The organism is Bacteroidota bacterium (assembly GCA_016722565.1).
Lineage (GTDB): Bacteria > Bacteroidota > Bacteroidia > 2-12-FULL-35-15 > 2-12-FULL-35-15 > 2-12-FULL-35-15.
Map to the genome: position 1 here is coordinate 1 of JADKIU010000006.1, position 14,023 is coordinate 14,023.

6 protein-coding genes, 1 tRNA gene and 2 pseudogenes are annotated in these 14,023 nt (G+C 38.6%); 3 read left to right on the top strand and 6 right to left on the bottom strand.

Annotated elements, in window-relative coordinates:
- Positions 1-7 precede the first annotated feature (7 nt).
- Positions 8-924: pseudogene (locus IPP64_14715) on the top strand (aspartate carbamoyltransferase catalytic subunit).
- 1,223 nt (positions 925-2,147) lie between these two features.
- Here IPP64_14715 and IPP64_14720 read toward each other — a convergent pair.
- Positions 2,148-2,696, bottom strand: coding sequence for a hypothetical protein (locus IPP64_14720; GenBank protein ID MBL0330626.1), 549 nt, complete (start codon positions 2,694-2,696; stop codon positions 2,148-2,150).
- Positions 2,697-2,898: 202 nt separating this feature from the next.
- A tRNA-Arg gene (locus IPP64_14725) sits at positions 2,899-2,970 on the bottom strand.
- A gap of 115 nt (positions 2,971-3,085) precedes the next feature.
- On the opposite strand from IPP64_14725, the pseudogene IPP64_14730 reads away from it, so the two are divergent.
- Positions 3,086-4,377 (top strand): annotated as a pseudogene (locus tag IPP64_14730) (FMN-binding glutamate synthase family protein).
- Between the two features lie 99 nt (positions 4,378-4,476).
- Here the strand turns inward: IPP64_14730 and IPP64_14735 are convergent.
- Complete coding sequence (locus tag IPP64_14735) at positions 4,477-10,485, bottom strand: gliding motility-associated C-terminal domain-containing protein (protein MBL0330627.1); 6,009 nt, start codon at positions 10,483-10,485, stop codon at positions 4,477-4,479.
- Positions 10,486-10,556: 71 nt separating this feature from the next.
- On the opposite strand from IPP64_14735, the gene IPP64_14740 reads away from it, so the two are divergent.
- Complete coding sequence (locus IPP64_14740; GenBank protein ID MBL0330628.1) at positions 10,557-10,715, top strand: hypothetical protein; 159 nt, start codon at positions 10,557-10,559, stop codon at positions 10,713-10,715.
- A 3-nt stretch (positions 10,716-10,718) separates the two neighbouring features.
- Here the strand turns inward: IPP64_14740 and IPP64_14745 are convergent, their stop codons facing one another.
- The 3 genes from IPP64_14745 to IPP64_14755 all read right to left on the bottom strand — a co-directional run.
- Complete coding sequence (locus IPP64_14745; GenBank protein MBL0330629.1) at positions 10,719-11,969, bottom strand: hypothetical protein; 1,251 nt, start codon at positions 11,967-11,969, stop codon at positions 10,719-10,721.
- Between the two features lie 382 nt (positions 11,970-12,351).
- Entirely contained in the window at positions 12,352-12,681 is a 330-nt protein-coding gene (locus tag IPP64_14750; protein ID MBL0330630.1) for a S46 family peptidase, read from the bottom strand.
- A gap of 611 nt (positions 12,682-13,292) precedes the next feature.
- Positions 13,293-14,023 (bottom strand): S46 family peptidase (locus IPP64_14755; GenBank protein MBL0330631.1); only part of this gene is annotated, 731 nt, incomplete at its 5' end.

Sequence of the window (14,023 nt, forward strand, 5' to 3'; positions counted from 1 at the left end):
TTCAAAAATGAGTCACTTAAGTGTAAACCACCTTCTCGGAATAAAAGATCTCTCAAAAACGATATTGAACTCATTTTAAACACCGCTAAGAACTTTAAAGAAGTCATTAACCGACCAATTAAAAAAGTTCCTTCACTTTGTGATATTATAGTAGCCAATTTATTTTTCGAAAACTCTACAAGAACACGTCTTTCTTTTGAGCTCGCGCAAAAACGTTTAAGTGCTGATACCATTAATTTTTCTGCCTCTAACTCCTCTGTAAAAAAAGGAGAAACGCTAGTTGACACAGTAAACAACATCTTAGCCATGAAAGTGGATATGATTGTGATGCGTCATAGCAGTCCTGGTGCCGCCATTTTCTTAGCAAAAGAATAAACGCCAAAAATGTAAATGCAGGAGATGGCGCGCATGAACACCTTACACAAGCGTTACTTGATGCATTTTCAATCCAAGAAAAGCTGGGCACTTTAAAAACAAAAAGTGGATGGTTGTGGGTGATATTTTCACTGCGCGTAGCGCCTCAATATTTTGCTTACAAAATTAGGCGCAAGTTAAAGTGTGCGGACTGCAACCTTGATTCCAAAATACATTACTAGTTTGGGAATTGAAGTGGAAACAAATCTTAAAAAAGCTTTAGAGTGGTGTGATGTAGCAAATATGTTGCGCATTCAATTAGAGCGCCAAGACATAAAATACTTTCCTTCTCTTAGGGAATACACCATGATGTACGGCTTAAATAAGGAAATACTCGATAAGCTTTCTAAAAAAATTATTGTGATGCATCCTGGACCAATTAATCGCGGTGTAGAGATAACAAGCGATGTAGCGGATAGCAAACAATCAATCATCTTGGAACAAGTAGAAAACGGAGTGGCTGTGAGAATGGCTGTGATGTATTTACTTGCGGGCAGGCAGGCAGATTAATTTTAGAGGCAGAAACCGCAAAGACACCTTGGTGTTTCTCAAAGAAGTCGCAAAGAGCGCAAAGATTCAACAAATTTATAAGAAGGCAAAGCTACACTTACGCAAAGTGTTGGAAAACATTCCAAAGCTCTTTTTGCGATTACCATAGGTCTTTGCCTTCTTTGGATGCTGATGAAAAACTTAGCGAACTTAGCGCCTCCTTTGCGAACGCCGCAGGCGTCTTTGCGGTTTCTGCTCTAATAGATCTTATACAAAACCGGCTTACTCGGACTCGCATCATTTTCAAACGATGCAATTTGCATATTCAATAGGTAGGTTCCATCAAACACATCATTAGGCACATAAATCATTTCGGTGATGGATTTGTGTGTTTGAGTATTTGAAGGATAATTCCAAAATTCATGATGCGCTTCTAATTTACCATCATCTTTTCTTTATCTACACTTGGTAAATCAATAAATAAATGCTCAATGCCTTTATCGTTTAAAAATTAATCGCATCATTTAAAATATAAGGAGGATTGGTGTTACTGTATTGCATATGCAATTTATTTAAGCCGTTACTTAACGTACGAATAACAATTGTAACTCAGCAATAAACATAAACCGAGTAAATGTTTGATTGATGGAATAATTCTCCTTACTAATATGTCCCACACATTCTGTATGGGTGCCATTGCCATGAGGATTAAACGTAATGTTTCTGAAATTAACGCTACCGCCCTTATTTACATCGAGTAGTTTCGCGAATCACTTTAAATGTAATCAAATTTTCTTTTCTGCTCAAAAAATGCATCGGCCAACACCATCCATCCGCTTTGAATAGTAATCCCAAAAGGTTTTTAGTTCCTGAAATATCTTTGGATACATTGCACGTATCGGTTACAGATGGCAGTTCATCAATTTTATCGCAATTTAATGTAAACGTTTTGCCTTGCTGGCAGTTAAAATTCCTGTTATTGTTTTTTGAGCAAACACAGAAGAGCAAAAGCCTAACACTAAAACGAATTGAAACAATTTGGACTTTAACATGGCGTGCAATTTACCTCTAAGTAAACAAGAAAATCTGAATTGCAAGAGTTAAACTTTCCAAATTTGCGTATCATTTAAGCATTCTCACCTCTACCCTTCGGTTAATCTTTCTTTCTCTACATTTCCTTCTTTAAAAGTGGCTTTTTATCGCCATACCATTTTAATTTAATCGGTGCTCCTTTATTCCTCTGTTCAACCAAATAAAGCTTTACCTGTTTTACGCTTTTTTGAGAGTTTTTTGTTTTGGCGATGCGGTCCATCTATATCCGTATGTCCTTCTAAGCTAATAACGCATATTCGAATCCTCCTTAAAACATTAGTTAAAATCAAGTTCAGGATATGCTTCGGGTAAAAGTTCATCTGAACTAAATTTGAACAGAACATCTTTAAAACAAATTTCTTTCCTGCTCCAAGTTTAAAATGCGAATGAGCGATCGCGGTATTCAACATTTTTCTTCTTTTAAAGGCTCCTTTGATTTTTAGTTGGTTTTTCTTTGCTTTATCTCGGTACAACTCTATTCTTCCATTACAACATAAACCCGTTCCCCACATCGCATTATTTCCCCCAGATGAAATCCATTCGCCCCTCAAATAAATCCTTCCAGCAAACTCTGTTTTTTTTAACGTTCCTTTTGCGAATACAACCATCTTGACCCGAGATTTCAAAACTATATTCATCACTAAACGAATGCGATATTTCAATCTCTCCGCCAAAAACCATTCCCTTATACGAATCTCCAAAATTTTTGCTTAACAAAACACTGTTGCGTTCATCTTTCCAACCCCAAGAACACTTGTAAGTGATACTTGATTCCCAGAATCCGTCTAAGTGATTCAGGTTTGTTGAGAGAGTGAATTGATTAAAAAGAATAATCCAAATAAAAATAAAGAAAGTCTTATTAATAGGATTATTCATAATGCAAATAAAAACTCTTTGAGATAGTAGCCCCGCCCAGAATCGAACTGGGATTTAGCGTTTAGGAAACGCTCGTTCTATCCATTGAACTACGGGGCCAATTAAGAGCTTACAAAAATAAGAAAATTATGGTTACAGTGTTTGACTCTTAAAAAGCCATTTATCACACTATTTTTTGTTTTAACCTAATTCAATTTTTATATTTATAATCACTATGACAAAATTTCTTTTAAAATCACTCGTTATTTGCGCTGCAGTTGCTGTGCTTGGATACTTTTGGAATTGGGTATTTTTCTCCTTTATTCTTATTGTGCCAATTGTATTAATTGGCATTATGGATTTAAGCCAAACCAAACATTCCATCATCCATAACTTTCCTGTAATTAGGCCGTATGCGCTGGTGGGCCGAATGGATGCGACCTAAGGTATATCAATATTTTATTGAAAGTGATACCGATGGCGCGCCATACAATCGTTTAAGTCGCAACGTTATTTACCAACGTTCTAAAAAAGTAAATGACACTACGCCTTTTGGTACTCAATTAAATGTTTACGAAACGGGATACGAATGGCTTAACCATTCAATATCGCCTTTGCCACAGGATACAGTTGACCATCATCCAAGAGTTACTGTTGGCGGACCAGATTGCAAACAAAAATACAATGCCAGCATTTTTAATGTAAGCGCCATGAGTTATGGTAGTTTAAGTAAAAATGCAATTATGGCATTAAATGGTGGTGCAAAAATTGGTGGCTTTGCGCATAACACCGGTGAAGGTGGTTTGAGTCCTTGTTGGCTTTATAAAAAAATTACGTGAGTTAAGTGATGGTAAACCTATTGGGTTTAAATTATGCATTGGGCAAAAAAGTCAGTTCATTAGTATTTGCAAGGCCATGGTAAAACAAAATGTGTTTGCCGATTTTATTACTGTAGATGGCGGTGAAGGCGGAACCGGTGCTGCACCTTTGGAATTTAGTAATTCGGTAGGTATGCCTTTGCGTGATGCCCTAGCATTTGTTTATGATACTTTAAATGGATATGGAATTAAAAAACATATTAAAATAATTGCATCGGGTAAAGTGCACACCGGTTTTGATTTAGTAAAAAACATTTCTTTAGGCGCAGACATGTGCAATGGTGCAAGAGCAATGATGTTATCATTAGGTTGCATTCAGGCATTAGAGTGCAACACAAACACCTGCCCTACTGGAGTGGCTACTCAAAATCCTAAATTGTATAAAGGATTAAATGTAGATGATAAAAAAGTACGTGTTGCAAATTATCAAAACGAAACAATTAAAGCTGCTGTTGAATTAATGTCAGCTGCTGGACTTTCGCATCCTGAAAAATTACACCGCTCGCATATTTATCGTAGAGTTAGCGCCAACCAAATACAAACCTATGCAGAAATGTATCCGTATCTTTTAAAAGGAAGTTTGCTGGAAGCGCCCTACCCTCAGGGATGGGAATTACCAGGTGATGGAAAGCACAGAGATAACATTTGATAGTGCATTGAAATACGCATAGGGTTTTTTTAAATAGTTTGATTAAACAAAAAAGCCCCGCAATAATTTGCGGGGCTTTTGATTAATTCAGATTTCTTCCTATCTCAATAAAGTAACATGTCCAGTTTTGGTATGTTTTTTATTATCGAATGTAGTGTAGTTAATGAGGTAAGTGTATACATCTTGTTTGCCTTCTTCATCTTTAATATTTCCATCCCAACCTTTTAATTGCTCGTTAGAGTAAAATAATTTCTCTCCCCAACGATCGAAGATGTACATTTCCACTTTAGTTAAACCAGTACCGTATACTAAGAACACATCGTTTAATCCATCGTAGTTTGGTGTAAAGATATTTGGAACATAAATAGCATGCTCTTTTGTTACTTCTATACACACTTCATCAATTGCCTTACAACCACCAGCATCCACTGCCATAATTTGATAGCATCCACTGTTTTGTGGCATAATTTGCGAATTCGGACAATCCTTGCATAAAATACCTTCACCTAAAATCCAGGTTAAAGTTCCAGTACCTTTTGCATTTAAATACATTGGTTGATCTAAGTTGTATGTCATATCTTCTCCAGCATTTACATCAGGAATAGGATTTACTTTTACAAGCACCGTTGCGGTGCCACCACAATTTCCTCCATTAGAAACTTGAACGGTGTAAACAGTCGTTACATCAGGACTAGCATAAGGCTGTGCAATAAATGCATTGCTTAATCCTTTTGAAGGACCCCATACATAAGTATTGCTACCACCAGCATTTAATTTTACTGATTGACCTTTACAAACTTCTACACTCTTTGTAGCTGTTGCAGTAATTGTTTGTACAACTTCCACTTCAATTTCTTTTGTAAACACACAACCTGTAGTACCTGAGAAGTTATAACCCATTACGGTATAGTTCATAGTAGCAGTTGGTGTTATAATGGCCATGTTTGGATGATTCAAACTATCAGCAACAGGCGGTGTCCATCTGTAGGCCATAGCACCCGAAGCAAAAATAGTTGACTTGTTGCCTACGCATATTTTTGGACTGTTCGTCGTTAAATTTAATACTGGTCTTGTAATTACATTAATAGGAATAGTTATTGTTGCTGTACATAATCCATTATTTCCAATTAAAGAATACACTGTTGATTGAGCAGGATCAGCAATCACAAAGTTTGAATTACCACTTGTTAATCCATACGTTGGTATCCATGTATATGATGTTGCCCCATTCGCATTTATTCCTGTTTTTTCTCCTAAACAAATAGCTGTTCTATCACACACTGCTTGTAATTGAGGAAGTGGCGTCACTAAAACTTGTTTTACTATTGATGTTGTACAGGTTGACGCCTCACCAATAACGGTGTAATTTGTAGTTACTAATGGAGTTGCTGAAACAATATTACCAGTGCTTGAGCTTAATGATGAAGCAGGAGACCAAGTATAATTATTAGCACCAAAAGCAGTTAAGCCAATTGCACTGCCTGCACAAATAGTTGGTACACCTGGAGCAACACCAATAACCGGATTAGCTACCACAATTACTGTTGCTGTTTCTGTTGGACTGTTACACAATAAACTTGTTCCTACAATGCTATAAATAGTATTTACAGAAGGGCTTGCAATAACTGCATTTCCATTAGCAGTATTTAATGTGTTTGATGGCGACCATGTATAAGAGGTTGCACCATTTGCATTTAAATTGGCGCTTGTACCAAAACACATACTAGCCGATGAAACCGTTAATGTTGGATTTGGTACAATCATAATACTAAAGCTTGCAGTGTTTGAACAGGTACCTACTGTTCCAACTACCGTTCCTGTTCCAACTAAATTTGGTGGAACTGCAGTACCAATAATATTAGCAGCATTAGTTGCATTTACCGTTAAACCTGTAAAGCCTGTCCAGTTATATGAATTAGCACCACTTGCGCTAATACCAATGGTGTTGGTTGAATTATTAAAGTTATTCATACACAACATACCATTGCTTAAGTTGATGTTGATGATTGGTAAAGGAACTACCGTAACTGTTGTTACCGCTACATTTGTACAAGTTGTTTGTTCACCTATTAACGTATATACCGTTGTTACTGTTGGGTTAACGGTAACGTTATTTCCAACAGTTGAACTTATTGCAGTGTTTGGTGACCACGAATAATTTGTAGCGCCACTTGCTGTTAAGTTAATAGAATTACCAAAACAAATAGTTGGTGTGAGTGGTGCAATGTTTACTGTTGGATTTGCTACCACACTTGCTGTTGCATTTTGTGATTGACTGTTACAGCCCACGCTTGAACCAAATACACTGTATACTGTAGTTACTGATGGACTCGCTGTTACAATTGGTCCGTTAGCAGAACTTAATGTTGTTGCTGGCGACCAAGTATAAGATGTTGCATTCATGGCGCTGAGTGTAACGCTTGTACCCGCGCACATACTGCCTGATGTTGTTCCAATAATTGGATTAGGAATGGCATTTACCGTAAAGGTTGAAATATTAGTACAAGTTCCATTAGCTCCGATTACCGAGCCTGTTACAACAGGTGCACCGTTGGATGTACCAATCACTAATGGACCGTTTAATGTATTAGTGGTTACACCAATAATTGGTCCCCAAGTATACGATGCCGCACCACTCGCTGTTAACGAAACAGTATTTGGTGAACCATTAAAATTATTCATACACAGCGTTGGACTGCTTGGTGTAACGGTAATTGATGGTAAACCTAAAACAGTAACGGTAATAGTTGCTAAGTTGGTACAGGTTGCTGCAGATCCTAAAATAGAATACGTAGTATTGGTAGTAGGGCTCGCTATAGTAATAGCAGTATTGGTTGATGTTAAAGCAATGTTTGGTGACCAAGTATAGGTATTAGCACCACTTGCTGTTAAGGTTATAGAGTTGTTTAAACAAATTACTGGATTGTTCGGAACAACTGTTACCGTTGGATTTACCACCACACTTGCTGTTGCATTTTGTGATTGACTATTACAACCCACGCTTGAACCAAAGACACTGTATACTGTAGTTACTGATGGACTCGCTGTTACAATTGGTCCGTTAGCAGAACTTAATGTTGTTGCTGGCGACCAAGTATAACTTGTTGCGTTCATGGCGCTGAGTGTTACACTTGTGCCTGCACACATACTGCCTGATGTTGTGGCAATAGTTGGATTAGGAATTGCATTTACCGTAAAGGTTGCTACGTTAGTACATGTTCCGTTGGCACCGATGACTGTTCCTGTTACAACAGGTGCACCGTTGGATGTACCAATAACAAGCGGACCATTTAATGTATTAGTGGTTACACCAACTATTGGTCCCCATGTATAAGAAGCCGCACCACTCGCTGTTAATGAAACAGTATTTGGTGAACCATTAAAATTATTCATACACAAGGTTGGACTGCTTGGTGTAACGGTTACCGATGGTAAACCTAAAACAGAAACGGTGATCGTTGCTAAATTTGTACAGGTTGCTGCAGATCCTAAAATTGAATACGTTGTTGTAATAGTTGGACTTGCATTTGTAATGGCAGTGTTAGTAGAACTTAATGCAATGTTTGGTGACCATGTATAGGTATTTGCACCAGCTGCGGTTAAGGTAATAGTATTACCTAAACAAATAGCAGGGTTAAGTGGCGTAATTGTAACCGTTGGATTTGGAACAACACTTGCCGTTGCATTTTGTGATTGACTATTACAACCCACGCTTGAACCAAATACACTGTATACTGTAGTTACCGATGGACTAGCAATTACAATTGGTCCAGTGGTGGTATTTAAATTTGTTGCTGGCGACCAAGTATAACTTGTTGCATTGCTTGCGCTGAGCGTAACACTTGTACCCGCACACATACTGCCAGATGTTGTGGCAATAGTTGGATTTGGAATTGCATTAACTGTGAAAGTTGCTAGGTTAGTACATGTTCCATTAGCACCAATTACTGTTCCTGTTACAACAGGTGCACCGTTGGATGTACCAATAACAAGCGGACCATTTAACGTGTTTGTTGTTACACCAACTATTGGTCCCCATGTATAAGAAGCCGCACCACTCGCTGTTAATGAAACAGTATTTGGTGAACCATTAAAATTATTCATACACAATGTTGGACTGCTTGGTGTAACCGTTACCGATGGTAAACCTAAAACAGAAACGGTGATGGTTGCTAAATTAGTACAGGTTGCAGCTGAACCTAAAACAGAATACGTAATAGTTGCTGTTGGATTAGAAACTGTTATTGTAGTGTTAGTTGATGTGAGTGCAATGTTTGGTGACCATGTGTATGTATTAGCGCCAGCTGCTGTTAAAGTTATAGAGTTACCCAAACAAATTGCAGGATTAATTGGTGTGATAGTTACTGTTGGATTTGGAACAACCGTTACTGTTGAGTTTTGTGTTTGACTGTTACATCCTAAACTTGAACCAATAATACTATACACCGTTGTGTTTGCTGGATTTGCAATTACAACAGGGCCACTAGTAGTATTTAAGTTTGTTGCTGGCGACCAAGTATAGGTTGAGGCATTGTTTGCTGTTAAGGTAACACTTGTTCCTGCGCACATACTTGCCGAGTTAACTGTGATAGTTGGATTAGGATAAACCGTTACGTTATACACTGCACTACTTGTACATGAACCTGCTGTGCCAAATACTGAAATACTTGCTACGCTTTGTACTGCCGTTACTGGTGGTGTAATAACCAGTGGTGAGGTATTTAAATTTGGTGCACCAGAAAATCCTCCTGGTAATGTCCAGGTAAAGTTAGCTGCACCAGTTGCTGTTAAAGTAATGGTGTTTGGTGAACCATTAAAGTTTTGTGAGCATAAGGTGTTTGTTCCGACAATAGAAACGGTTGGTAATGTTACTACCGATAAACTGGCTACTGCTGTATTGGTACATCCTTGTGGACCTGTTACCATGACTGTATAGTTTCCGCTGAGTGACATTGATGCACTGGCGAATGGTGGATTTTGAAGCGCTGAGTTATAAACGTTTGGTCCGCTCCATGCATACGCTGTGCCACCTGTAGCTGTTAATGTAAAGCTTGAGCCTACACAAACTGTTGGGCTATTCACCACAATAACAGGTAATGGATTGACCACAACATTTACAACTGCTGTATTCGTACAGCCAAAACCATTTGTAAGCGTTAAGGTATAATTGCCTGCATTGGCTAAAATGGCTGAAGGGATTGTTGCGTTTTGCGCTACTACCGAATAAGCATTTGGTCCTGTCCAAGTATAACTTGTTCCTCCCAAAGCTGTAAAGTTAATTGGTTTACCAACGCATACTGGGCTGGTAGCTGTAATGGTTGGTGTTGGTAATGGATTTACAACTACTACTGTTGTACCTGTGCTTTTACATCCACCAACTGCTGTTACTGTTACAACATATGGACCTGCCATGGTGGTTGTACTATTAGCGATTGTAGGGTTTTGTAAGTTGCTATTAAATGCGTTTGGTCCTGTCCAAGTATAAGTATTAGCAGCAGTAACAGTTAAGTTAATGGTTGCTCCCGCGCAATACGGACCTGTATTACCAACTGCAATGGTTGGTGTTGGGTTAACGATAACGTTGGTTACCGCAGAAGCTGTACATCCAAGTACGCTTGTAACTGTTACGGTATAATTACCTGTATGCACTGTTGATGCATTGGCAATGGTTGGATTTTGTAAGTTACTGCTAAAGGCATTTGGTCCTGTCCATGTATACGTTGTAAATGCGTTGACGTTTAGAATAATTAATCCTCCTGTACAAATTGGACTATTACTCGTTGGTAATGGAACTGGTAATGGATTAACTGTTATAGTTGCCGTTGTTTGCGCTGTGCAACCGCCTGCCGATGTTCCAATAACAGTATAAACTGTTGTGGCAACTGGTGTAAAACTCGCTGATGATCCTACTATGTTGCCTGGGAACCACGTATACGTTGAGGCTCCGCCTGCGTTTAAGGTGGCGCCGACTCCTGGGCAAACACTTGGTGAATTTACTGTAATGGTTGGTAATGCGTTTATCAAAACGTTAGTAACTGCTGATGCAGTGCAGCCTAAAGCACTCGTAATTTTTAATGTATTAATTTCCTGCTGCTGCTGCCGTAACATTATTAATAAACGAAAATTGAAGATTACTTGCAAATGCATTAGGTCCATTCCATGTATAACTTGTTGCAGCATTGGCTGTTAAATTTAATGTTCCTCCAATACAAATTGGGCTATTGCTATTTGGCAGTGGAACAGGTAATGGGTTAACAGTTATTGTAGCGGTTGTTTGCGCTGTGCATCCATTTGCAGCAGTTCCTCAACATGTATACACTGTAGTTGCAGCGGGCTAAACGTTACAGTTGAATTAATAATATTTCCTGATACCAGGTATAGGAAGTCGCTCCACCAGCAATTAAGGTTGCCCCTTGTCCAAGACACACTGTAGCAGAGTTAGCTGTTAAAGTAGGTGAAGGATTTACAGTTAATAAAATAGTTTGAGTTCCAACACAACCTAAAGTATTAGTTCCAGAAACCGAATAAATTGTTGTTGCAGTAGGAGTAACAGTAACCATTGAACCAGTAATTGGTCCAGGGGTCCATGTGTATGTACCACCAGTACCTGCGCCACTTACAGTTAATGTAGAGGTGTTACCTAAACAAATAGGATTAGGATTTGCAAGTGGAACTAAAGTTGGTTGATTACAGCAATTTGGAATAATAATAACGCGACCATTTCCAGCTTTAACTCCGCCAGCATGCGCGGCACCAATAACAGCGCCAGATGCATAATTACTACCACCAGCACCGCCAGCCCCAGGCCAAGTGCTTGGACAGCCAGTTCCTCCAGTACAATTTGGTCCCTGCCCACCTACAATTGCACCGCCAATACCACCCAAACAACCAAGCGCACTTCCGAATTGCATATTACCACCACTTAAACCACCGCCAATACCACCACTGCCTAAAACACCAGCAGCACCTGGCTGAGGAGATAAAGGACAACCGCAACAAGATGCACCACCAAGACCGCCGCCAACTTGAGTGCCTCCAAAACCAGGAGAGCCACCATAGGCGCCACCACCACCACCACCGTAATAACCGCCGCCGCCGCCGCCACCGCAGCCAGGAGAACAGTTTAATTGTCTGTCTCCTCCAGTTCCGCCACCGCCGCCACCAACAGCAAATCTATCTACTAATCCATAAGGAGCAAAACGAATATCTGATGCGCCGCCGCCGCCGCCGCCCCAAGAAGTAGCGCATGAAGGTGGGTTTTCTGCTGCATTAGGAGTAACTGAGCCGCCTCTTGCGCCGCCATTAAAACCTCCAGCGTTTGAAATAAAACCACCACTACCAACATTTATTTGAAGAACTTGACCCGCAACAACTGGGATACTTCCAAGCACTCTACCACCTAAACCACCACCAGCATTTGCATTCACATTCGTCATACCTTGCGCTCCTTCAACCGTAAAACAAATTACAGTTACACCTGCAGGCACTACGTAGCTTTGACTTGCGCCAGTAAAGTTGAAAGTAATTTGAGAAAATGTGAAACGCACGCTAGTAATCAGAAGCAAGGCGAGTAATAAATAACTTTTTTTCATTGCGCGTTGTGTTTGTACAATTAAATTAGAACGTATTTTTTATATAATAAAAAGAAAAATGCACTATAAATTATTTGAATAGCATAGCTAATGCTAATAGCAAACCCCATAAATTTAGTTTTTAAAAGCAACTTAATCAAGCTGCTCACTCAGTGGGAAAGCCCATTCAATAAATGGATATCAGAAAGTTTTTGTAGGTAAACTAATTATTTTAGGCGGTCAGTTTTTTCGTCTTTTCTAAAACACTATTCGAGGGTAAATATTATTAATTTATCCAACGCTAAATTTTAGTGTCTCAGATAAATCCTACCTTAAAATAAATGCCGCTAATAAAAAGCCGTTGAAAACATTCAACGGCTTTTAGAAACTACAACTATTTTTTTTAATTCTTGCGTAAATCTAACTCGTTAATAATGTTTGTAGCACCACCTAATTTGTCAACTACCCAAAGCATATAACGCACATCTAAACAAATGGTACGATTTAAATCTTTATCAAAAGCAATTTTATGGCTTAACGCTTCGTAGTTACCGTCAAATGCTAAGCCTACTAATTCGCCTTTTCCATTAATAACAGGTGAGCCTGAGTTTCCTCCAGTAATATCATTTGTGGTAATAAAACCAACTACAATGTCGTTTAAAGCTGCGTCTTTATACTGACCATAATCTTTTGCAGCAGCTAACTCTAATTGTTTTTTAGTTAGTATTGTAATTAGTTAAAAACAGAGCCCAATTGAAACGCAGGGTCTTTGTGAATTGCAGCAGTATCAACCGCATTAAAAAAGCAGTCGCCTTTTCTTTATTTAAGAACATAGTCTGGTAAAGATTTATTTTGATGTTTCTGGTTTTGAGTAAATCGCCATACTTGCTTTTAATCATTTGAAAACTGCTGATGGATGCTGGGCAGCGGCATCGCGTCCGTATAAAACATATTCACCATGGATGCTAAATATTTTTATCAGACACAACATTTTCATCTTCACTAAATTTTTCCCAAGCACCTTTTAATGCTTTACTAAATTGGCAATATCTTCGGGTTTGCATTTGGCTTTGCATAAGCAGCATCTAGCGCCATAAATTAGAAGCAAACGTTAACAGTGGTGAGCCTAAAATGCCTTCGCGAATGTACATGCGGTGTTTAGCATATGGGCGCCAATCAACATACGTTTTTCAATATCTGCAAAAATGTTTTCGTATTCAGGTTTGCCTTTTGCCCAAGCGGTAAAAATTGTTTTTCGCTTTCTTGTTTTGTTCGTAGATTTTGTATTTCAATAATTGTTTTTTCACCATCAAAAAACTTCCAGTAATTTGCAATGCCCGCATATTAAGAGCCAGCTAATTGAATTTTTACAGCAGGGCTTTTTTTCATTTCCTCAAGCATATGCTTTAAACGCACATCACGTAAACCAACTAAACTTGGGTTTTCAATGTCGGTTTTTATTTTAACACCGTAAGAAGTTTCATAACGATTTGTTCCGCCAGGGTAACCATAAATCATGGTGTAATCTCCATCCTTTAATCCCTTTATAGAAACAGGTAAAAAATATTTTGGTTTGTAAGGCACATTGTCAGCATTGTATTCTGCTGGCTTACCATCCTTGCTCATATACACACGGAAAATAGAAAAATCGCCTGTATGACGAGGCCACTCCCAATTATCAGTATCGCCACCAAATTTTCCAATACTTTCTGGTGGGGTGCCTACCAAGCGCACATCTTTATATCGCTCATAAACAAATAATAAAAACTGGTTATCTTTAAAAAAAGAATTTACTCTACCTTCTAACTCAGTTCCTTCAACTGCTTTTTTACCTATTTCTGCTAAAATGCCAGGTAGTTTTACAGGAACATCTGTTTTAGCTAAGTCTTTTAATTTTTCATTTACTTTATCAGTCACATCTTCAATTCTTACTAAAAATTGAGCATGTACACCTTTGGCATAAATCTCTTCAATTTTACTTTTTGCCCAAAAGCCGTTTTTTAAATAATCATGCTCAACCGAGCGCAGCGGCATAGCGTTATATCCACAATGGTGATTAGTAAATACCAAACCTT

Excerpts from the sequence above, each read along its gene's own strand:
- IPP64_14745 (MBL0330629.1), bottom strand. The coding sequence starts at position 11,969 with ATGAAAAAAAGTTATTTATTACTCGCCTTGCTTCTGATTACTAGCGTG.
- IPP64_14735 (MBL0330627.1), bottom strand. The coding sequence starts at position 10,485 with ATGTTACGGCAGCAGCAGCAGGAAATTAATACATTAAAAATTACGAGT.